General features: G+C 43.1%; 16 protein-coding genes, 6 tRNA genes, 4 rRNA genes and 1 pseudogene. 21 read left to right on the top strand and 6 right to left on the bottom strand.

All coding sequences use genetic code 11. The features are described from left to right. The first annotated feature begins 25 nt into the window (after window positions 1-25). Window positions 26-841: a 3'(2'),5'-bisphosphate nucleotidase CysQ gene (cysQ, locus tag HBH39_RS00575; protein ID WP_167674649.1), complete on the top strand. Its 816-nt coding sequence runs from the start codon at window positions 26-28 to the stop codon at window positions 839-841. Between the two features lie 73 nt (window positions 842-914). On the opposite strand, the gene mnmH is transcribed toward cysQ, so the two are convergent. The 3 genes and pseudogenes from mnmH to HBH39_RS00590 form a co-directional block, all read right to left on the bottom strand. After that, window positions 915-2,006 carry a tRNA 2-selenouridine(34) synthase MnmH gene (mnmH, locus tag HBH39_RS00580; protein WP_167674651.1) on the bottom strand — a complete coding sequence of 364 codons (1,092 nt, stop codon included), beginning with the start codon at window positions 2,004-2,006 and terminating at the stop codon, window positions 915-917. Then, on the bottom strand, window positions 2,006-3,073 hold the full coding sequence (selD, locus tag HBH39_RS00585) for a selenide, water dikinase SelD (RefSeq protein ID WP_167674653.1): 1,068 nt from the start codon (window positions 3,071-3,073) through the stop codon (window positions 2,006-2,008). The genes mnmH and selD overlap by 1 nt, the downstream gene beginning before the upstream one ends. 227 nt (window positions 3,074-3,300) lie before the next feature. After that, a pseudogene (locus HBH39_RS00590) lies at window positions 3,301-4,406 on the bottom strand (fatty acid desaturase). A 166-nt stretch (window positions 4,407-4,572) separates the two neighbouring features. On the opposite strand from HBH39_RS00590, the gene fabR reads away from it, so the two are divergent. Then, window positions 4,573-5,202 carry an HTH-type transcriptional repressor FabR gene (gene fabR, locus HBH39_RS00595; protein ID WP_167674656.1) on the top strand — a complete coding sequence of 210 codons (630 nt, stop codon included), beginning with the start codon at window positions 4,573-4,575 and terminating at the stop codon, window positions 5,200-5,202. 74 nt (window positions 5,203-5,276) lie between these two features. Here the strand turns inward: fabR and trmA are convergent, their stop codons facing one another. Beyond that, the gene (gene trmA, locus HBH39_RS00600; protein WP_167674658.1) at window positions 5,277-6,374 is read right to left on the bottom strand and encodes a tRNA (uridine(54)-C5)-methyltransferase TrmA; all 1,098 of its coding nucleotides are present in this window, start codon (window positions 6,372-6,374) and stop codon (window positions 5,277-5,279) included. Between the two features lie 111 nt (window positions 6,375-6,485). On the opposite strand from trmA, the gene murI reads away from it, so the two are divergent. Beyond that, window positions 6,486-7,259 carry a glutamate racemase gene (murI, locus tag HBH39_RS00605; protein WP_167674660.1) on the top strand — a complete coding sequence of 258 codons (774 nt, stop codon included), beginning with the start codon at window positions 6,486-6,488 and terminating at the stop codon, window positions 7,257-7,259. Between the two features lie 36 nt (window positions 7,260-7,295). Here the strand turns inward: murI and HBH39_RS00610 are convergent, their stop codons facing one another. Continuing rightward, window positions 7,296-7,745 (bottom strand): RNA recognition motif domain-containing protein, encoded by a 450-nt coding sequence (locus HBH39_RS00610; protein WP_167674662.1) that lies wholly within the window; start codon window positions 7,743-7,745, stop codon window positions 7,296-7,298. 618 nt (window positions 7,746-8,363) lie between these two features. Here HBH39_RS00610 and HBH39_RS00615 point away from each other — a divergent pair. From HBH39_RS00615 to birA, 9 genes are all read left to right on the top strand, one after another. After that, window positions 8,364-9,908 (top strand): 16S ribosomal RNA (locus tag HBH39_RS00615). Between the two features lie 72 nt (window positions 9,909-9,980). After that, window positions 9,981-10,057: transfer RNA gene (locus HBH39_RS00620), tRNA-Ile, on the top strand. Window positions 10,058-10,177: 120 nt separating this feature from the next. After that, a tRNA-Ala gene (locus HBH39_RS00625) sits at window positions 10,178-10,253 on the top strand. Window positions 10,254-10,550: 297 nt separating this feature from the next. Beyond that, window positions 10,551-13,441 (top strand): 23S ribosomal RNA (locus HBH39_RS00630). A gap of 168 nt (window positions 13,442-13,609) precedes the next feature. Beyond that, window positions 13,610-13,725: ribosomal RNA gene (gene rrf / locus HBH39_RS00635) — 5S ribosomal RNA — on the top strand. Window positions 13,726-13,783: 58 nt separating this feature from the next. Beyond that, window positions 13,784-13,859: transfer RNA gene (locus HBH39_RS00640), tRNA-Thr, on the top strand. Between the two features lie 36 nt (window positions 13,860-13,895). Continuing rightward, a 5S ribosomal RNA gene (rrf, locus tag HBH39_RS00645) occupies window positions 13,896-14,011 on the top strand. The 16S, 23S and 5S rRNA genes sit together here with 3 tRNA genes alongside, the layout of an rRNA operon. A 298-nt stretch (window positions 14,012-14,309) precedes the next feature. Then, window positions 14,310-15,326, top strand: coding sequence for a UDP-N-acetylmuramate dehydrogenase (gene murB, locus HBH39_RS00650; protein WP_167674664.1), 1,017 nt, complete (start codon window positions 14,310-14,312; stop codon window positions 15,324-15,326). Further along, entirely contained in the window at window positions 15,323-16,282 is a 960-nt protein-coding gene (birA, locus tag HBH39_RS00655) for a bifunctional biotin--[acetyl-CoA-carboxylase] ligase/biotin operon repressor BirA (protein WP_167674666.1), read from the top strand. The genes murB and birA overlap by 4 nt, the downstream gene beginning before the upstream one ends. A 23-nt stretch (window positions 16,283-16,305) precedes the next feature. Here birA and coaA read toward each other — a convergent pair whose 3' ends face one another. Further along, window positions 16,306-17,250, bottom strand: coding sequence for a type I pantothenate kinase (coaA, locus tag HBH39_RS00660; protein ID WP_167674668.1), 945 nt, complete (start codon window positions 17,248-17,250; stop codon window positions 16,306-16,308). Window positions 17,251-17,478: 228 nt separating this feature from the next. Between coaA and HBH39_RS00665 the strand changes: the two genes are divergently transcribed. The 9 genes from HBH39_RS00665 (at window position 17,479) to rplJ (ending at window position 22,362) form a co-directional block, all read left to right on the top strand. Next, window positions 17,479-17,554, top strand: a tRNA-Thr gene (locus HBH39_RS00665). Between the two features lie 6 nt (window positions 17,555-17,560). Then, window positions 17,561-17,645 (top strand) — tRNA-Tyr (locus HBH39_RS00670). 30 nt (window positions 17,646-17,675) lie between these two features. Then, a tRNA-Gly gene (locus HBH39_RS00675) sits at window positions 17,676-17,749 on the top strand. A 197-nt stretch (window positions 17,750-17,946) separates the two neighbouring features. Further along, window positions 17,947-19,131 carry an elongation factor Tu gene (gene tuf, locus HBH39_RS00680; RefSeq protein WP_167674670.1) on the top strand — a complete coding sequence of 395 codons (1,185 nt, stop codon included), beginning with the start codon at window positions 17,947-17,949 and terminating at the stop codon, window positions 19,129-19,131. A gap of 259 nt (window positions 19,132-19,390) precedes the next feature. Next, window positions 19,391-19,762, top strand: coding sequence for a preprotein translocase subunit SecE (gene secE, locus HBH39_RS00685; RefSeq protein WP_167674672.1), 372 nt, complete (start codon window positions 19,391-19,393; stop codon window positions 19,760-19,762). Window positions 19,763-19,771: 9 nt separating this feature from the next. After that, window positions 19,772-20,323, top strand: coding sequence for a transcription termination/antitermination protein NusG (nusG, locus tag HBH39_RS00690; RefSeq protein WP_167674674.1), 552 nt, complete (start codon window positions 19,772-19,774; stop codon window positions 20,321-20,323). 128 nt (window positions 20,324-20,451) lie between these two features. Then, window positions 20,452-20,880, top strand: a complete 429-nt coding sequence (gene rplK, locus HBH39_RS00695; protein WP_160056465.1) for a 50S ribosomal protein L11 — start codon at window positions 20,452-20,454, stop codon at window positions 20,878-20,880. A gap of 4 nt (window positions 20,881-20,884) precedes the next feature. Then, window positions 20,885-21,586 carry a 50S ribosomal protein L1 gene (gene rplA, locus HBH39_RS00700; RefSeq protein ID WP_167674676.1) on the top strand — a complete coding sequence of 234 codons (702 nt, stop codon included), beginning with the start codon at window positions 20,885-20,887 and terminating at the stop codon, window positions 21,584-21,586. A gap of 278 nt (window positions 21,587-21,864) precedes the next feature. Then, on the top strand, window positions 21,865-22,362 hold the full coding sequence (rplJ, locus tag HBH39_RS00705) for a 50S ribosomal protein L10 (RefSeq protein ID WP_167674678.1): 498 nt from the start codon (window positions 21,865-21,867) through the stop codon (window positions 22,360-22,362).

Genomic DNA, 22,362 nt, shown 5'->3' on the forward strand with positions numbered 1-22,362 from the left:
TTATTTTCCAGCAATTGGAGTTGTAATGAAGCCTGAAGATGTTCTTGAACAAGCTATTGAAATCGCCATCGAAGCGGGTAAAAAAATCCGCCAAATTTATATTGAAGGTGATTTTAAGCGTGAGATTAAGTCTGACAACACCCCTGTTACTTCAGCCGACCTCGCCGCCCACAATATTATTTGCTCTCGTTTAGCCGAATTAACCCCTGATATACCGATTCTGAGTGAAGAAGATGCAGATGTGCCGTTATCAGAAAGGCAAACTTGGTCAACATATTGGTTGGTCGATCCACTTGATGGCACTGGGGAGTTTATTGCGGGTAGTGGTGACTTTTCTGTCATTATTGCCTTAGTTGAACATAATCGTCCAATTATGGGGATTGTTTATGCACCAATGACAGAAGTGTGTTATTTCGCTATAGCAGGATTAGGTGCTTATAAGCGTGATCCGCAAGGTGAGCTGCGTATTAGTAGTACTCAGTTAGATGAGCAACAACAAGGCCATCTTCGAATTGCTGTCAGTCGCCGCCAAGATCCGCAAAAAGTCCTGCGATTATTTAATGATCCAACGACTTGTGATTTAGTTGTACTCGGTGGTGCGGCATTAAAAAGTTGTTTGGTCGCAGAAGGCCAAGCCGATTGTTATGTACGTTTAGGTCCAACGGGTGAGTGGGATACTGGCGCGGCGCAAATAATTGTCGAAGAAGCTGGCGGGGCGTTAGTTGATATTGATTTGCACCCGATGACATACAACGAGCGGGATACCCTAGAAAATCCAAACTTTATTGTTGTCGGTACAGAAAATATTGCGTGGAATGCGCTTGTGGTTGGTCATTCATAGCCCATTTTGAAGCGCATGCCATGATAAAAATCGTCTACAATATTAGGCGATTTTTTTATGAGGTTTGCAGTGTTTAATGCTCATCTAGCCATTGATGTACTGCTTGATGTGAGCCTTTAAACACGATTTTATTGGCTTTCTTTTCTAATTGATATTGATACATAGGGTCGTAATACTCGGCCAGTAGTTGACGTATCCAGCCATAATGACCATCTAAGTGAGTTTGCTGTAGTGCCTGTTGGACAAGCTTTTGCAATTCATCATGCTGTTTACCCCCTAATCTTTTACGAATATTAGTGATACTTTGCTGCAAGTAATCTGCAAAAGCATTTAAGCCGTCTTGCTCACCGAATTGCTGACAAAATTGTAAACGCATTTTTTGGACGTATTCTTGATGTAAACGCTGTACTCTTTCATCAAAGCTTTGTTCAACGATAACCACAGGTGCTTGCTGCATAGATTGGAAAAAATGGTGGGGAATAGCTGCGCGACCAATAAGAAAGCTTTCATCTTCTACGATTAATTTAGCATTGCTTGTCTGATGGTATTTTTGATGAGTTAATAGCGCGATGGCTAAGTTATTTTCAAAGTTAATCTGGCTCGGCTGGGCAGAAATCTGTCTGCCAAAACTCGACCCTCTATGATTGGCGATGCCTTCCAAATCAATAGCATCATTTCGCTGATGGATAAACTCGGTTTTCCCACTCCCCGTGCTGCCGCTGATCACTAATATGGGACTGTTTTCCGCTGCGTAGTCTATGGTGTTGATTAAAAATGTCCGCATGGCTTTATAGCCACCTTGAATATAAGGTAGATCAACGCCAGCATCTTTTAACCATTGTTGGGTTAATTGCGAGCGTAATCCACCTCTAAAACAATATAAATAACTGTTAGGGTATTGCTGTATATGCTGACACCAGGCATCAATACGGTGTTGTTTAATCTTCCCGCCAACTAACGAATGACCCAATTCAATAGCCGCTTGTTGTCCTTGTTGTTTATAACAGGTGCCGACTTTAGTACGCTCTGCATCATTCATTAGAGGTAAATTAACGGCCTGCGGAAATGCACCTTTGTGAAATTCAATCGGCGCACGTACATCTATGAGTGGCCGTTTGGCTAACAGTAGCTGTCGATATTCAGATGCGGGAACAATATTTGCCATTAGTGGCTCTCGATAAGGCTGATTAGACTTGCTTGAGGATCAAAGTTGTCGCACTGATGTAACTCGCCAATGCAGTCAACACCAATATGATTAGCCTCAAGTAGGTTAATTAAAGCTGGTTCAGACTCTGAATTAACAGTAATTAATAAGCCGCCACTGGTTTGTGGGTCGCAAATGATGGCTTGTTGGTAATCGCTCAGTTCAGGTAAATGCTGTTGATAGCTTTGATAATTACGACTTGTCCCTCCCGGAATGCAGCCAAGATTAAGGTAATGATCAACCTGCTCTAATTTAGGGATAGCATTAAAATTCAACCTCGCATGTAGGCTTGCACCAAGGCATAGCTCAATAAGATGACCCCCTAGCCCGAATCCTGTGACATCGGTTAGCGCATTAACGCCTGCTATTTTAGCAATATCACAACCAATTCGATTGAGTTGACACATGGCATCAATCGCTATTTGACTGTGCTGTGGTTGCAGTTTTTTCTGCTTTTGGGCAGTTGTTAATATGCCAATACCAATTGGTTTTGTGAGATACAATTTATCGCCGGCTTTGGCAGTGCTGTTTTGTTTTAGCTCTGGTAATGGAATTTGTCCTGTTACGGCTAGACCAAATATCGGTTCAGGAGAATCAATGCTATGACCGCCAGCTAACATAATACCCGCATCGGCACACGCCTTGCGCCCGCCATCAACCACTTGCTGCGCCACTTCAGCAGGCAGTTTATTAATTGGCCAGCCTAAAATGGCAATTGCCATCATTGGGGTTCCGCCCATAGCATAAATATCACTAATGGCATTCGTTGCTGCGATACGGCCAAAGGTAAAGGCATCATCCACAATCGGCATAAAAAAGTCTGTGGTACTGATAATCCCGGTATGTTCATTAAGTTTATAAACCGCAGCATCATCTCGGGTTTGGTTGCCTACTAATAAGTTGGGGTCGGTAAAAGTGGGTAATTGCGATGCAAGAATGGTACTTAATACTTGTGGTGAAATCTTGCAGCCACAACCGGCGCCATGACTGTATTCGGTTAAACGAACTTCAGGATAATTTGTTTTCATATTTGACTACTTGGCGTTATACATTGGCATGTTAGCGTATAAGCTAAATTACAGATTAGGCTATGGCTAGTCTAGCTGAGTGAGCCAATTAACTTAAAAATATCACTCGAAGATAAATAGTTGACCTTAATCTGCGCAGTTTAAGGTATTTAAGGTTGCGAAGGTGCTTAGGTCAGATACAAAAAGACCACGCTTTGACGTGGCCTTTACCGTTAAGTCGTTAGCGATTATGCATAAGCGGCAGTTAATGATTTCCAATGACGCTGCTGTGCTAAAAAGCGCTGGCGCAATTCTTGAACTTGCTGGTTCAAACTGCCCACCGCAATTTGCTTACGTTTGGCCTCAAGCAAACTCTTTTTCGCTTGGTAGTATTCCATTAAGTGCTGCTTCATTAGCTCGTATTCGGTTTGAAATTTTTCAACCATCTCATCGCAATTAGGTAAATGAGCGACTTTGCGCTTAACCCTTAATAACTGCATTTGCAATTTAGCGGCTTCAATACGCTCTTGGGGGCTTTACGAAGATCCTTGGCTAAGCCTGTCCAACTCATTAGTTTAATCAACCACTTAGTTGGGTCGTAATCCCACCACTTGATGCCATTACGATAATCATTTTCGAAAATATGATGAAAATTGTGATAACCCTCACCATAGGTTAACAAAGCTAAAAAGGCGTTATCACGGGCGGTGTTTTTGTTAGTGTACGGTTGTTTACCCCAAATGTGGGCTAACGAGTTAATAAAGAAGGTGCAGTGGTGAACAACCACCAAACGTAATAAGCCCGCCAGTAATACCATTGAAATAATATCACCATTTAACCAGCCTAAGAATGCTGGTAGACCTATGTTCATTAATATAACAAGTGCAAGGTAATGCTTATGTTGCCACATAACGATGGGGTCATTTTGTAAGTCGCGTACGTTGTTATAATCGCTATAGCGGCTCGCTTGATACTCACGCAGCATCCAACCAATGTGGCTATACCAGAATCCCATTTTGGCTGAATAGGGATCTTTATCATTATTATCAACATGTTTGTGGTGAACCCTGTGATCACTACACCAATGTAGTGCGCTGTTTTGAAGTGCTAACGCACCGCCTAAAGCAAACAGAACTCGCATTGCAGGATGCGCTTTATACGCTTTATGAGACCACAATCTATGATAACCAGCAGTGATTGATAGCCCGCTTGCATAGGCTAAAACCACAAATGCCAACCATTCTATGCCATCAAAACCATGAGCAATACCACGCCAAGGAACCAGCACAATAGCACCAATAAAAGTGATGGCAAACAGCAGAGTGTTAAGCCAAATAATAGGAGGTTTTTTCATTAAATATATATCCTGCAAGCTTTAGATTATAAGACCAGATTAATTGAGCGTACATATGTACGCTAATTTAGCCTCTGATTGCCTTGCGGTCAAGTTCATTAAGGCTGCGTTTTACGAATAAAAGCGCTATTATCTGTTAATTATTATTGACTAAACGGGCTGTTAAATGGGTGTAAGAGCACAACAAAAAGAGAAAACTCGTCGCGCATTAGTGGATGCGGCATTTAATCAATTAAGTGCAGAGCGTAGTTTTTCTAGTTTGAGCTTACGTGAAGTCGCTCGCGAGGCGGGCATAGCACCAACCTCTTTTTATCGTCATTTTAAAGACATGAATGAGCTTGGGTTAACCATGGTTGATGAAGGTGGACTAACTTTACGACAAATGATGCGCAAGGGCAGGCAACGTGCGGAAGCGGGGGGGAGTGTGATCCGAATTTCGGTCGACACCTTTATGGAAGTGCTTGAGTCTAATCCCAACGTTTTTCGTATTTTATTACATGAGCGATCGGGTACATCAGCGGCTTTTCGCGCTGCGGTAGAGCGTGAAATTGAACACTTTATATCTGAATTGACTCACTACACAGAAGTTCATGCCAATCGTCATCCGCTGCTTGCACGTGCGCAAGCTGAGGCATTAGTGACTTTGGTGTTCAATGCTGGAGCGAGTGCGTTAGATTTGAAGCGCAGCGAGCGCAAGTTATTGGCGGACCAACTGGTATTGCATTTGCGTATTGTGGCGACTGGCGCTGAGGCGCTACAGCATAAGATGGATTTAAAAGCTGAGCGAAGCAGTTAGTCGATGTAGCATTAAGTGACAAAAAGGGCAGATTCAATCTGCCCTTTTTAATGGTGTGGATTAATCCGATAGGTTTACTTTCGCTCTAACAAAACACCTGATTCCATATGGTCAGTGTATGGGAACTGATCAAATAAGGCGAAACGAGTGATTTTATGAGTAGCACTTAGGGTTTGTAAGTTATCTTTTAAGGTTTGTGGATTACAAGAAATATATAAAATTCGCTCATAGCCTTGCACTAGCTTTAAGGTTTCATCGTCAATCCCAGCACGCGGTGGGTCAACAAATATCGTGTTGCAATCGTAGCTGTCTAAATCAATTCCTTCTAAACGTCTAAAACTACGCTTTTTAGCCATGGCATCGCTAAAGTCTTCTGCTGACATGCGAATGATTTGTAGATTATCGACTTTATTTATTTCAATATTAAATTGTGCTGCATCAACTGACGGTTTTGCTAGTTCAGTGGCTAAAACCTTATTAAAGTTTTGTGCGAGTGCAATAGAGAAATTGCCATTGCCACAATAGAGCTCAAGTAAATCACCTTGGCTGTTTTTAGTGGCATCGATGGCCCATTCAAGCATTTTGACCGATACTTTGGCATTGGGTTGCGTAAAACTGTTTTCAATTTGTTTATAATGCAGCGTTTGACCATTAACTGTTAAAGTTTCAACCACAAACTCTCTATCTAAATCAATTTTTTGCTTGCGGGCACGACCAATGATATTGACATTAAATTGTTCAGATAATTTGGCTTTTAATAATTTTGCTTGTGATAACCACTCATCATCTAATTGACGGTGATAAAGCAAAGACACTAAGATCTCGCCACTTAGAGTTGAAAGAAAATCGACTTGGAATAACTTGTGACGTAACGCCGGATTAAGCTTCAATTCATTAATTAACGCTGTCATCATTTGGTTAATCAGGGTGCTAGCTGCAATATATTGATCACAACGCACTTTCTCATTCAGCTCTTTATCGAACATGTAGTAATATAAGTCGTCACCCTCGTGCCACATTCTAAATTCGGTCCGCATACGATAATGCGCAGGTTCGGAAGGGAAGACCTCTAGTGCTGGTGGAGAGAACTCAGCAAAAATTTGTTCAAGCTTGATACGTTTTTGCTCGAGTTGCGCATCATAGTTTTTAGGATCCATGGCTGCTAAATTCATCTTGTCCACCAAAGGCAATAAAAAAGGGCGCAAATTTTATAACAAATAGCGCTGATATCCAATGTAAACATCATAGTGTGATTAAGCATCACTTTTTTAATGGAGATAATTTTGTTAGAACCTATTCTTGTATTCGACTCAGGTATTGGTGGTTTATCGGTTCTGACAGAAATTCGTAAACTGTTACCACAGCATGATTATCATTATTTGTTTGATAATGCTCGATTGCCATACGGTGACTTAAGTGAGCAAGATTTAGTAAATGGCTGTGTTGCATTGATTGAGCAGCAAGTAGCAAAAATTAATCCTAGTATAGTTGTTGTTGCTTGCAATACCGCAAGCACATTGGTTTTACCGGCACTTAGAGATAGGTTATCGATTCCGGTTGTGGGTGTTGTGCCAGCAATTAAGCCTGCAGCAACAATATCAGTAAAAAAGCGTATTGGACTGCTAGCCACTCCCGGTACAGTAAAACGCGATTACACAAATGAATTAATTAATCAGTTTGCTCATGATTGCCAAGTTATCCTTTTTGGATCATCAGAGCTGGTATTGATGGCTGAAGAATATGTCGCCCAAGGTGAGATAAATCAAACCCAGCTAGCCAATATTCTAGAACCAATAAAACAAGCTGATATGGATGTGTTGGTGCTAGGTTGTACTCATTTCCCAATCATCGCCCAACAAATACAGCAAATATTAGGTGATGATATAAAATTGTTGGATTCTGGTTCAGCAATAGCGAATAGAGTGAAATCACTAATTCAATCAACTAATAAAAGTAGTGGCCATTTAGCGGTGAGTTATACAAGAGAAATTACAGCGGGATTATATAAAGCATTAACCAGTTACGGATTCACATCTGTTAATCACATAACTGGTTAATTGAGCTGTCACTTGGTGAAGTGGCAGCAAGTAAAATTAATTAGCAGAGTCAGAACCTTCTGATTCTTGTGACTTGGCCTCTCTTACCTTCAGAGTACGTTCTTGAAAAGTGTAGTCGTTTAATTTGCCCATTGCTTTTTGAGCACCTGCTTCAGACATTTCAACAAAACCAAAACCTTTACGACGACCAGTTTTACGATCTCGAACTAAACGCACGCTATTCACTGGACCATACTCACCAAACAACTCCTTCACTTCACCTTCATGTACACGATAAGGCAAGTTACCTACATATAAAGTCATTGTTGGTCCAACGTAAGGCTCATCAGATCCCTTAGCTTGACTTGATGGAATAAAACTAAAAATTAAACTAGCGGTTACAATCCCAGCGATAAAAGCTACAGAAGCAGCAATATTAACAAATTGGAAAAAAACAAAAGCACCTACAAGCGCCGAAACTAATACAATCACGAATGATTTCTGCATAAAATAATCTCTAATAAAATGAAAATTGAAAAATAACTGTTAAAAAACCGCTATATGTTAATTAATAATCAGCAGATTAACCAGTGTAGTGTTGAAAAAACGACCTTAAAATTAGCTTAAATATGAAAAATACACGTTTTTTGTCCGATTAGGCTAACAAATACGTAGTCATTGAACTCCAAATATACAATTTGAACAAAAGATCGACGGTCGGATAAAAAGATCGATATTGCCTCTTGCGCTAAAATCTTATCTGCCTATAATGCGCATCCACTGACACGGCAGACAGCAATAGCCAACACCGAGCCAGCTTGATTTGATTAGCAAATAGGCAATCAAATTAAGGCGAAAAGAAAGTTTGAAAAAACACTTGACGCCACAACGGGAATGCGTAAAATACGCAGCCCTGACCGGTTGAAACGGTCAACGCTCTTTAACAATTTATCAAGTAATCTGTGTGGACATTCACAGGTATTGAGTTATTCGAAATTGCTTCTTAGGAAGCAATCAAAAATTTAAATCTCAATAGAATGTTCATACTAGACAAGTTAACTCTTTAAATAGAGTTAGCGCATGACAGTAGAATTCATTGAGTCGAACTTAGTTCGAAAAAACTTTTAATTGAAGAGTTTGATCATGGCTCAGATTGAACGCTGGCGGCAGGCCTAACACATGCAAGTCGAGCGGCAGCGGGAAGATAGCTTGCTATCTTTGCCGGCGAGCGGCGGACGGGTGAGTAATGCCTAGGGATCTGCCCAGTCGAGGGGGATAACAGTTGGAAACGACTGCTAATACCGCATACGCCCTACGGGGGAAAGGAGGGGACCTTCGGGCCTTCCGCGATTGGATGAACCTAGGTGGGATTAGCTAGTTGGTGAGGTAATGGCTCACCAAGGCGACGATCCCTAGCTGTTCTGAGAGGATGATCAGCCACACTGGGACTGAGACACGGCCCAGACTCCTACGGGAGGCAGCAGTGGGGAATATTGCACAATGGGCGAAAGCCTGATGCAGCCATGCCGCGTGTGTGAAGAAGGCCTTCGGGTTGTAAAGCACTTTCAGTAGGGAGGAAAGGTTAGCAATTAATACTTGTTAGCTGTGACGTTACCTACAGAAGAAGGACCGGCTAACTCCGTGCCAGCAGCCGCGGTAATACGGAGGGTCCGAGCGTTAATCGGAATTACTGGGCGTAAAGCGTGCGCAGGCGGTTATTTAAGCCAGATGTGAAAGCCCCGGGCTCAACCTGGGAATTGCATTTGGAACTGAGTAACTAGAGTCTTGTAGAGGGGGGTAGAATTTCAGGTGTAGCGGTGAAATGCGTAGAGATCTGAAGGAATACCGGTGGCGAAGGCGGCCCCCTGGACAAAGACTGACGCTCATGCACGAAAGCGTGGGGAGCAAACAGGATTAGATACCCTGGTAGTCCACGCCGTAAACGATGTCTACTCGGAGTTTGGTGTCTTGAACACTGGGCTCTCAAGCTAACGCATTAAGTAGACCGCCTGGGGAGTACGGCCGCAAGGTTAAAACTCAAATGAATTGACGGGGGCCCGCACAAGCGGTGGAGCATGTGGTTTAATTCGATGCAACGCGAAGAACCTTACCTACTCTTGACATCCAGAGAACTTTCCAGAGATGGATTGGTGCCTTCGGGAACTCTGAGACAGGTGCTGCATGGCTGTCGTCAGCTCGTGTTGTGAAATGTTGGGTTAAGTCCCGCAACGAGCGCAACCCCTATCCTTATTTGCCAGCACGTAATGGTGGGAACTTTAGGGAGACTGCCGGTGATAAACCGGAGGAAGGTGGGGACGACGTCAAGTCATCATGGCCCTTACGAGTAGGGCTACACACGTGCTACAATGGCGAGTACAGAGGGTTGCAAAGCCGCGAGGTGGAGCTAATCTCACAAAGCTCGTCGTAGTCCGGATTGGAGTCTGCAACTCGACTCCATGAAGTCGGAATCGCTAGTAATCGTAGATCAGAATGCTACGGTGAATACGTTCCCGGGCCTTGTACACACCGCCCGTCACACCATGGGAGTGGGCTGCAAAAGAAGTGGGTAGTTTAACCTTCGGGAGAACGCTCACCACTTTGTGGTTCATGACTGGGGTGAAGTCGTAACAAGGTAGCCCTAGGGGAACCTGGGGCTGGATCACCTCCTTACCTATACGACTAACTCAATATTTGCTGAGTGTTCACACAGATTACTTGATAGAAGAAAAGAGAAATTACGTTGGGTCTGTAGCTCAGCTGGTTAGAGCGCACCCCTGATAAGGGTGAGGTCGGTGGTTCAAGTCCACTCTGACCCACCAAAATCTTTCCTATTCTGCGTTGGCTGATAAGTCGTTTAGTAAACTAAATGTCGTCATCAACCGCCTTGATTAGAAATGATTTGGTAATAACGTAAACGTAATTCTCAACTGCATGTAAATGGGGCTATAGCTCAGCTGGGAGAGCGCCTGCCTTGCACGCAGGAGGTCTGCGGTTCGATCCCGCATAGCTCCACCATTTACACTGTATATGGATAGAGATGCCAAAGATAAATGAGAAATTTATCTTTGGCTTTTTTAAGCCCGTTCTTTAACAATTTGGAAAGCTGATAGTATTTAATTACATGAGTCTGTCATGTGATTACTTACAAATCGTTTAATACGATAAGTATTAAACATTGAGTTCTCAAAACACTGTTTAAGTGTCTTGAATATTCTAAAACTAAGGCGATTTCGTGTGCGAAAGTGCATGAATTATCAAAGTAAAAACCAGCTAGTTGCAATACAGCTCAAGTGAAACTCATTTGGGTTGTATGGTTAAGTGACTAAGCGTATACGGTGGATGCCTTGGCAGTCAGAGGCGATGAAGGACGTAGTAACTTGCGAAAAGCGTTGGCGAGCTAGTAACAAGCATTTGAGCTAACGATGTCCGAATGGGGAAACCCAGTTGCATAAGCAACTATCCTGCAGTGAATACATAGCTGTAGGAGGCAAACCCGGGGAACTGAAACATCTAAGTACCCGGAGGAAAAGAAATCAACCGAGATTCCCCTAGTAGCGGCGAGCGAACGGGGATTAGCCCTTAAGTCAGTGGGGTGTTAGTGGAATGTGTTGGAAAGCACAGCGGCACAGGGTGATAGCCCCGTACACGAAAACTAACCATTGATGAAAACGAGTAAGGCGGGACACGTGATATCCTGTTTGAATATGGGGGACCATCCTCCAAGGCTAAATACTCCTGACTGACCGATAGTGAACCAGTACCGTGAGGGAAAGGCGAAAAGAACCCCTGTGAGGGGAGTGAAATAGAACCTGAAACCGTATACGTACAAGCAGTGGGAGCGGTTCTTGAGACCGTGACTGCGTACCTTTTGTATAATGGGTCAGCGACTTACGTTTTGTAGCGAGGTTAAGCGAATAGCGGAGCCGTAGGGAAACCGAGTGTTAACTGCGCGTTTAGTTGCAAGGCGTAGACCCGAAACCCGGTGATCTAGCCATGGGCAGGTTGAAGGTTGAGTAACATCAACTGGAGGACCGAACCGACTTATGTTGAAAAATGAGCGGATGACTTGTGGCTGGGGGTGAAAGGCCAATCAAACCGGGAGATATCTGGTTCTCCTCGAAAGCTATTTAGGTAGCGCCTCGAGCGAATACCATTGGGGGTAGAGCACTGTTAAGGCTAGGGGGTCATCCCGACTTACCAACCCTTTGCAAACTCCGAATACCAATGAGTACTACTCGGGAGACAGACGGCGGGTGCTAACGTCCGTCGTCAAAAGGGAAACAACCCAGACCGTCAGCTAAGGTCCCAAAGTTATTGCTAAGTGGGAAACGATGTGGGAAGGCTTAGACAGCTAGGATGTTGGCTTAGAAGCAGCCATCATTTAAAGAAAGCGTAATAGCTCACTAGTCGAGTCGGCCTGCGCGGAAGATGTAACGGGGCTAAGCAATACACCGAAGCTACGGGTTTGCACTTAGGTGCAAGCGGTAGAGGAGCGTTCTGTAAGCCGTTGAAGGTGAAGGGGTAACCCACGCTGGAGGTATCAGAAGTGCGAATGCTGACATGAGTAACGATAAAGGGAGTGAAAAACTCCCTCGCCGAAAGACCAAGGGTTCCTGTCCAACGTTAATCGGGGCAGGGTGAGTCGACCCCTAAGGTGAGGCCGAAAGGCGTAATCGATGGGAAACAGATTAATATTTCTGTACTTCCGCTAACTGCGATGGAGAGACGGAGAAGGCTAGGCTAGCGCGGCGTTGGTAGTCCGCGTTTAAGGTAGTAGGCGGTGTTCTTAGGCAAATCCGGGAACACATAACGCTGAGAGCTGATGACGAGTCACTAAGGTGATGAAGTAGTTGATGCCATGCTTCCAGGAAAATCTTCTAAGCTTCAGGTTAGCGGGAATCGTACCCCAAACCGACACAGGTGGTCGGGTAGAGAATACCAAGGCGCTTGAGAGAACTCGGCTGAAGGAACTAGGCAAAATGGTACCGTAACTTCGGGAGAAGGTACGCTCCTGGTGGTGATGAGACTTGCTCTCTAAGCTGCTGGGAGTCGCAGATACCAGGTGGCTGCAACTGTTTATCAAAAACACAGCACTGTGCAAAATCGCAAGATGACGTATACGGTGTGACGCCTGCCCGGTGCCGGAAGGTTAATTGATTGGGTTATCGCAAGAGAAGCTCATGATCGAAGCCCCGGTAAACGGCGGCCGTAACTATAACGGTCCTAAGGTAGCGAAATTCCTTGTCGGGTAAGTTCCGACCTGCACGAATGGCGTAATGATGGCCACGCTGTCTCCAGCCGAGACTCAGTGAAGTTGAAATTGCGGTGAAGATGCCGTATACCCGCGGCTAGACGGAAAGACCCCGTGAACCTTTACTATAGCTTGGCACTGAACATTGACCCTACATGTGTAGGATAGGTGGGAGACTTTGAAGCATGAACGCTAGTTTGTGTGGAGTCGTCCTTGAAATACCACCCTTGTAGTGTTGATGTTCTAACTCTGGCCCCTAATCGGGGTTGAGGACAGTGCCTGGTGGGTAGTTTGACTGGGGCGGTCTCCTCCCAAAGAGTAACGGAGGAGCACGAAGGTTGGCTAAGTACGGTCGGACATCGTACGGTTAGTGCAATGGCATAAGCCAGCTTAACTGCGAGACATACACGTCGAGCAGGTACGAAAGTAGGTCATAGTGATCCGGTGGTTCTGAATGGAAGGGCCATCGCTCAACGGATAAAAGGTACTCCGGGGATAACAGGCTGATACCGCCCAAGAGTTCATATCGACGGCGGTGTTTGGCACCTCGATGTCGGCTCATCACATCCTGGGGCTGAAGTCGGTCCCAAGGGTATGGCTGTTCGCCATTTAAAGTGGTACGCGAGCTGGGTTCAGAACGTCGTGAGACAGTTCGGTCCCTATCTGCCGTGGGCGTTGGATGATTGAAGGGAGCTGCTCCTAGTACGAGAGGACCGGAGTGGACGAACCGCTGGTGTTCGGGTTGTTATGCCAATAGCATTGCCCGGTAGCTACGTTCGGAATCGATAACCGCTGAAAGCATCTAAGCGGGAAGCGAGCCCTAAGATGAGTCATCCCTAGGTCTTTAAGACCTCTAAAGAGCCGTTCGAGACTAGGACGTTGATAGGCATGGTGTGTAAGCGTTGTGAGGCGTTGAGCTAACATGTACTAATGACTCGTGAGGCTTAACCATACAACCCAGATGGGTTTTACTTAAAACGTTCCAGACGTTTAAAGCACTTCCTCCTTCCGTGGAGGTCGTACTGATACTTAGTATTAGGATAAAGCACTTAAGCAGTGTGAACTCAAATCAGCTTTCCGAATTATTATTTAATGCCAAGGCGTTAAATAGACAAATTTGTCTGGAAACCATAGAGCTGTGGTCCCACCTGATCCCATTCCGAACTCAGAAGTGAAACACAGTATCGCCGATGGTAGTGTGGGGTCTCCCCATGTGAGAGTAGGTCATTTCCAGGCGCTAAATTAATACAAGCATTAAGCTTGATGTCTTTTTAAAAAAGACATACTGAGTTTTGCTGATATGGCTCAGTCGGTAGAGCGCATCCTTGGTAAGGATGAGGTCCCCAGTTCGATTCTGGGTATCAGCACCACGAATAGTCTAGTGTTATGCCCTAGAGAAAAGTTTGTCTGGAAACCATAGAGCTGTGGTCCCACCTGATCCCATTCCGAACTCAGAAGTGAAACACAGTATCGCCGATGGTAGTGTGGGGTCTCCCCATGTGAGAGTAGGTCATTTCCAGATGCCAATTAAAGCCAAAAAGCCCGTTACTAACGTAACGGGCTTTTTGCATTTTGGTTTTTTAATATCGAATAGTGCTTATCAAATACTATTGAAGCTTTGCAACAAACGATAGTGTGCTCGATATGCCCATGTGAAAGTATGTCATTTCCAAGCGCCAATTAAAGCCAAAAAGCCCTTTATTAACGTAATGTGCTTTTTGCTTTTTATCATTTTTGAACATCAAAAAAGCTGTACTTCTACATAAGTAAAGAAGCCTGTTACAATGTATTAATTGTATATGACCTGAATAGTATCTGTTATGCCTGCCAGTTTGCGTGAAATTAATACCCTTGGATTGGATGTTTGTTGTGATGAGTTTCTTTCAATCTCTGATAAGCAAGAATTAGTTAATGTCTGCTATGAAACATATCATTCTGATCGGGCTATGCTGATCTTAGGCGGCGGTAGTAATGTTGTATTCTCAGAAAATTTTGCGGGAACTGTCATTCAGGTGGATACAAAGGGCATTACTCAACAGGAAGATGCCGAAAATGTATATTTAACTGTCGAAGCAGGTGAAAATTGGCATGATCTTGTGAAATATTGTCTTGCTCATGGTATCTATGGCATTGAAAATTTAGCACTGATCCCAGGTTCGGTTGGTGCAGCGCCTATCCAAAATATTGGTGCTTACGGTGTTGAGCTTGCTGATGTCTGTCATTCTGTCGAATTTGTTGATTTGGATGCTGGTGAAATGTATGAAATCAGTAATCAAGATTGTCAATTTTCTTATCGAGAATCTATTTTTAAACAGCAATTGAGGAATAAAGTTTTAATCACTGCTGTCACCTTGAAATTATCAAGATGTTGGAAGCCGAATCTTTCTTATGTGCCGCTGACTTCTTTGAATAAAGAAACAGTTGATGCGGATATGATTGTAGATTTAGTGTGCAAAACGCGAGCATCTAAACTGCCTGATCCTCGAGTATTGGGCAATGTGGGTAGTTTTTTTAAAAATCCAATAATCGATACTGAAAAGCTTAAGCAGTTACTGACTGAATTCCCGAATATGGTGCATTACAACTTAGATAACTCTCAACATAAATTGGCAGCGGGGTGGTTAATTGATAACGCTGGGTTGAAAGGAGTGTGTGTTGGTGGTGCATGTATTCATCAGCAACAGGCTTTGGTTATTGTCAATAACAATAGTGCGACAGGGGCCGATGTTTGTAATTTAGCTTTGAAAATAATTGATGAGATTGAACAGCGGTTTGATGTGCAATTGGAAGTTGAGCCTAGGATAATTGCTGAATTTGGAGAAGTGATTTTATCATGAATAATCATTGGGTTCGTAAACGAGAAATATTAGCCTTACTCAATGCCAAGAATTTTGTATCAGGTGAATGGTTAGCAAATGAATTAGGCTTGTCTCGTATGGCGATTAATCAACATATCAATTCGCTAGCAGATTATGGAATTGAGATTTTTAGCGTTAAAGGCAAGGGGTATAAACTTGCAACTCCTATTACGCTAGTAGATGAGCAAAAATTAATTAACGGAATCGATAATAGATGCTTTTACTTTGATGAGATTACAAGCACTAATAGCTTTTTGCTGAATCATTATGAAGATTTAAAATCTGGTGATATTTGTGTTAGTGAATATCAGTCTGCAGGTCGTGGGCGTAGAGGTCGTCAATGGGTATCTCCGTATGCTCATCACTTGTATGCATCTTTGTTCTGGCAGTTCGATCAACCACCCGCTAAAACGGTGGGATTAAGCCTTGTTATTGCTTGCTCCATTGTTGAGGGGTTGTCGCACCTTAGCGTGACGGGTTTAGGGTTAAAATGGCCAAATGATATCTACTTAGAGGGTAAGAAGCTTGCGGGCATTTTGATAGAAATGGTACCGACTCCCCAAAGTAGCACATCGTTAGTTATTGGTTTTGGAATTAATCTCAATATGCCTTTGTCTCAGGGAGAGTTAATTGATCAACCTTGGAGTGATTTAAGTGGTTTAATGGAGCCGCTTAATAAGACTGAATTGCTTATTTGTTTGCACAAACAATTAAAGCAAGATATTCAGACGTTTGCTAAATTTGGTTTAGCGCCGTTTATTAAGCAATGGGCGAAATATGACTTGTATGATAATCAACCAATTAGATTGATCATGTCACCTAATGAAGTATGCGGTCTTTACAAAGGTATTGATGAACAAGGTGCAGTGCTGATTGAGACCGAAGACAGTGTAAAAGCTTATATTGGTGGTGAAATTAGTTTGCGTAGCGCCTAATGCCCTTTAGGCGCTATTAATAGTTATTTACGCAGTAAAACAATATCCATGAGATGGTTTTGACCTTTTTTAAGTATTAAGTTGGCCCTTTCACGAGTGGGTTGAATATTTAACTTTAAATTGGGACCGTTAATGGTGTCCCAGATGTTAGCTGATATGGTGTTGGCTTCCTCATCTGATAAACCCGCATAGTGATGGAAAAATGAATTAGGATCGCTAAATGCGCCTTTTCGAAATTGCAAAAACCGTTGTTGATACCAGTTCTTCAATAACGATTCTTCAGCATCTACATAAATAGAAAAGTCTACAAAGTCCGATACAAATGGTCTGCGGATATCAACGGGGGAATCTAAACCGGTTTGAAGTACATTAAGGCCTTCTAAAATTAGAATATCGGGTTGTTCAATAACTTGATTTTTATCATGGCATCTATCATAGGTAACATGTGAATAGATAGGTGCAAGGACTTTAGTTTCTCCCGCTTTTACGGCCGATATAAAATCAACCAACATTTTCATGTCATAGCTTTCAGGAAAGCCTTTGCGCTGTAGTAAGCCTTTGCGCTTTAAATCTGCTAATGGATATAAAAATCCATCAGTGGTTACAAGATCTACCTTTGGATGCTCAGGCCAACGTTGAAGCAAAGTTTGTAAAATACGAGCAGTAGTACTTTTACCTACTGCGACACTACCAGCAATGCTGATGATGTAGGGGGACTGCGACGAGTTCTGCTCAAGAAATTTATTGACTATCATACCGCGTTGTTGTTTTGCTCCCACGATAAGATTTAATAAACGACTCAAGGGAAGATAGATATCGGTAACTTCGTCCAATGATAACTTTTCATTCATACCACGAAGGTCTTCAAGTTCTTCTTGACTGAGAGTCAATGGAACTGATTTTCTTAATTTGGACCATTGCTGGCGCTGAAAAGAAAGATATAAAGCTTCTTGAATGGAGTTTTTCATTGACCTAACCAACCTTTATAATGAGTTTGGCACAGTACACGATCCCTAATACCTCGACAATACTTTGCCATTCAATTACCTAGTTGATAATTGAAATTGATTAAAAATCTAGCTTGAAATGGCATTTGAGCACAAAAAAACATCGATTAAGACTTTTTTTAGCTTTTTTATAATTTTTCTATTGCACTTGTGCGAACATTTACCTAATATCCGTTTCCGAAATGATTAGCCGGCATAGCTCAGTTGGTAGAGCAACTGACTTGTAATCAGTAGGTCCCGAGTTCGACTCTTGGTGCCGGCACCATTTTCTGGAGGGGTTCCCGAGTGGCCAAAGGGATCAGACTGTAAATCTGACGGCTCAGCCTTCGAAGGTTCGAATCCTTCTCCCTCCACCATTTTCTAGTTAGGTAGCCTATGTAGGTTGCGCGGATGTCGTATAATGGTATTACTCCAGCCTTCCAAGCTGATAACGCGGGTTCGATTCCCGCCATCCGCTCCAAAATTTGAATGCTGATATAGCTCAGTTTGTAGAGCACATCTAAACAAAGGTGAGGTCGGCAATAATAGCTACCCTTTCAGTATCAACCTACCATATTAAGTTCCTAACTAAATTAAACGATTCGATGTGTACTTAATACATCGGATTTTTATTATATGTGCGTTTCCATCACCAAACTATTGGATTGAGGCAATACCATGGCAAAAGCTAAATTTGAACGTTCTAAGCCCCACGTAAACGTAGGCACCATCGGTCACGTTGACCATGGTAAAACAACTTTAACTGCAGCTATCTCTGCTGTTTTATCTAAGACTTATGGTGGTGAAGTTAAAAACTTTGCACAAATCGATAACGCTCCAGAAGAGCGTGAGCGCGGTATTACTATTAATACTTCTCACATCGAGTATGACACACCAACTCGTCACTACGCACACGTAGACTGTCCAGGTCACGCGGATTATGTTAAAAACATGATCACTGGTGCTGCACAGATGGATGGCGCAATCTTAGTAGTAGCTGCAACTGACGGTCCAATGCCTCAAACACGTGAGCACATCCTGCTTTCACGTCAGGTTGGTGTACCTTTCATCATCGTATTCATGAACAAGTGTGACATGGTAGATGACGAAGAGTTACTAGAATTAGTAGAAATGGAAGTTCGTGAACTTCTTTCAGAGTATGACTTCCCAGGTGATGACTTACCAGTAATCCAAGGTTCTGCATTAAAAGCGTTAGAAGGCGATGCAGCATGGGAAGCAAAAGTACTTGAGTTAGCAGAAGCGCTTGATACTTATATTCCAGAGCCAGAGCGTGATATCGATAAGCCATTCCTACTACCAATCGAAGACGTATTCTCGATTTCAGGTCGTGGTACAGTGGTAACAGGTCGTGTTGAGCGTGGTATCATCCGCGTATCAGATGAAGTTGAAATTGTTGGTGTAAAAGAAACCACTAAGACAACTTGTACTGGTGTAGAAATGTTCCGTAAACTGCTTGACGAAGGTCGTGCAGGTGAGAACTGTGGTGTGTTATTACGTGGTACTAAGCGTGATGACGTAGAACGTGGTCAAGTACTAGCTAAGCCAGGAACAATCACTCCACATACAACTTTTGAATCAGAAGTATACGTGTTATCAAAAGAAGAAGGTGGTCGTCACACTCCATTCTTCAAAGGTTACCGTCCACAGTTCTACTTCCGTACAACTGACGTAACAGGTACTATCGAGTTACCAGAAGGCGTAGAAATGGTAATGCCTGGTGACAACATTAAGATGGTTGTTACTCTAATCTACCCAATCGCGATGGACGAAGGTTTACGCTTCGCAATTCGTGAAGGTGGCCGTACAGTTGGTGCTGGTGTTGTAGCTAAAATCATCGCTTAATAGCGACTTTAGTTCACACTAATTAAAAGGAAGCTTCGGCTTCCTTTTTTGTCTATGGTGCTTCATTAATAAAATCAAACTATTTTTCTGATTTGTGCCGATAACATTGCCTGATTTGTTGCGAATAAAGCCGAATCAGAATACAATCTATGGCCGATTTTTGACCCTGTGCTGTATAGTTTCTGGGAATGCTCGGAATAATAGTGTGACAGCAAAGCTGTTACTAAGCTCAGGTCGTAGTGAGTAACGGAATTAACCGATGACAACAAATACTGAAAGCCAGGGTAACTCTCTGGATATCGTAAAATGGGGCATAGCTGTACTGCTAATCGCAGCTGCAGTTGTTGCAAACCAATTTTTTGCTGAAGCTAGCGTAGTTGCACGTACCGCTGGCGTAATTGTTACTTTTGCAATTGCTGGTTTCATTGCCTTCCAAACCGTAAAAGGCAAGCAAGCACTATCTTTTGCTCGTGAAGCGCACATCGAAGTGCGTAAAGTGATTTGGCCAACTCGCCAAGAAGCACTTAACACGACTTTTATTGTACTTGCTGCAACAGCAGTTGTTGCATTGATCCTTTGGGGTCTGGATGCAATCTTGTTGCGAGTTGTGAATTTAATTACAGGCGTATAGGCATTTAAGATGACTGAAGCTACAGAAGCGAAAAAAAGATGGTATGTGATTCAGGCCTTTTCAGGCTATGAAGGCCGTGTATTAAAAACACTGCTTGAGCATATCAAAATGCACAATATGGAACATTACTTTGGTGAGATTTTAGTGCCTACCGAAGAAGTTGTTGAAATGCGTGCAGGACAGCGTCGTAAAAGTGAACGTAAGTTTTTTCCTGGCTATGTATTAGTGCAGATGGAAATGAACGATGAAAGTTGGCATTTAGTGAAGAGCATCCCACGTGTGATGGGCTTTATTGGTGGTACTTCAGATCGTCCAGCGCCGATTTCTGACAAAGAAGCCAACGCGATTTTACAACGTTTACAAGACACAGTTAGTTCACCTACTCATCGTGTTATCTACGAACCTGGTGAAGTGGTTCGTGTATGTGACGGTCCTTTTGCTGACTTTAACGGCACAATCGAAGAAGTGGATTACGATAAGAGTCGTGTAAAGGTTTCAGTTATGATTTTCGGTCGTTCTACACCAGTAGAACTAGATTTTAATCAAGTTGAAAAAAGCTGATTAAAATAACCACAAAAAGTAATTGTTTGCGGGTGAGGATTTTTGTATAATCCGCACCCGTTGTTTTCAGGGGAGCAGATTGGCATGTCGCCGAGATGCGTTTGAACCCAAATAGAGGAAATGTCGACATGGCAAAGAAAATTGAAGCTTATATTAAGCTACAAGTAGCAGCCGGTGCTGCAAACCCATCTCCACCAGTTGGTCCTGCTTTAGGTCAAAAAGGTGTGAACATCATGGAATTCTGTAAAGCATTCAACGCTCGTACTGAAAAGTTCGAAAAAGGTATGCCAATTCCTGTTGTGATCACTGTTTATAACGACCGTTCTTTCACTTTTGAAACTAAGACTCCTCCTGCGTCTTTCCTACTGCTTAAAGCAGCTGGTTTGAAATCAGGTTCTGGTCGTCCTAACACTCAAAAAGTAGGAACTATCAAGCGTAGCGCTGTTCAGGAAATTGCTGAAACTAAAGCCGCTGATATGACTGGTGCTGACATTGAAGCGATGACTCGCTCAATTGAAGGTACTGCACGTTCAATGGGTTTGGTAGTAGAGGACTAATATAATGGCAAAGCTAACTAAGCGCGCTCGCGTAATCCGCGAAAAAGTTGATGCAACAAAATTGTATGACATCAACGAAGCTGTGGCTCTTTTAAAAGAATTAGCAACTGCTAAGTTTGTTGAAAGTGTAGACGTAGCTGTAAACCTAGGTATCGATCCTCGTAAATCAGATCAAAACGTGCGTGGTGCTACTGTACTTCCTCACGGTACTGGTCGTGAAGTTCGTGTTGCTGTATTCACACAAGGTGCAAACGCTGAAGCTGCTAAAGAAGCTGGCGCCGAACTTGTGGGTATGGATGATCTAGCTGCACAAGTTAAAGCTGGTGAAATGAACTTTGACGTTGTTATCGCATCTCCAGACGCAATGCGCGTTGTTGGTATGTTAGGTCAAATCTTAGGTCCACGTGGTTTAATGCCTAACCCTAAGACTGGTACTGTAACGCCAAACGTTGCTGAAGCAGTTAAAAATGCAAAAGCTGGTCAAGTTCGTTACCGCAACGACAAGAACGGTATTATTCACACTACCATTGGTAAAGTGGATTTCACCACAGAACAACTTAAAGAAAACTTAGAAGCGTTAGTGTCTGCACTGAAAAAGGCTAAGCCTGCAGTTGCAAAAGGCGTTTACGTGAAAAAAGTTAGCATCTCTACCACTATGGGTGCAGGTGTTGCAGTTGACCAAGCTAGCTTGGAAGACGTTAAGTAATTTTACAAATTGCGTGCATTAGTTTATAATGCGCGCACTTTGTGGGTTGAAGCCGTAATTTAGTCTGATTTTTAACTAAATCTGAATAAAAAGTCGGCTTCCGTCCAAGACCGCAGGTGTTTTTCTAACGATTTACTTAATTTCCTGCGTAGACGGTGACAGGCCCCAGATAGAATTTTTTCTGCTGGAATCTCTGCACCGTAAGTAACTAAGTACATGTTGTGCTTGGTTTGGTAAATACTAGGGTTAACCCTAGGTAGAATCCAGGAGTAAAGCCAATGGCATTAAGACTCGAAGACAAAAAGGCAATTGTTGCTGAAGTCAACGAAGCTGCCAAAGGTGCACTTTCTGCAGTTGTTGCCGATTCTCGCGGTGTAACTGTAGGCGCTATGACCGGTCTGCGTAAAGCAGCTCGTGAAGCAAATGTATATGTACGTGTAGTACGTAACACATTAGCTAAACGTGCTGTTGAAGGTACTTCATTTGAATGCCTTGCAGAAACGTTCACTGGCCCAACTTTATTAGCTTTTTCTACTGATCATCCAGGTGCTGCAGCGCGTCTTTTAAAAGATTTCGCTAAAGCGCAAGAAAAGTTTGAAGTTAAAGGTGCAGCTTTCGAAGGGGAATTTATCCCTGCAGCTGATATTGATCGTTTAGCGAAACTACCAACATACGAAGAAGCACTAGCTCAGTTAATGATGACTATGAAAGAAGCATCTGCTGGCAAGTTTGTACGTACATTGGCCGCCCTACGCGATCAGAAAGAAGCCGCTTAA

Origin of the sequence: Shewanella aestuarii (assembly GCF_011765625.1) — a bacterium.
Taxonomy (GTDB): Bacteria; Pseudomonadota; Gammaproteobacteria; order Enterobacterales; family Shewanellaceae; genus Shewanella; species Shewanella aestuarii_A.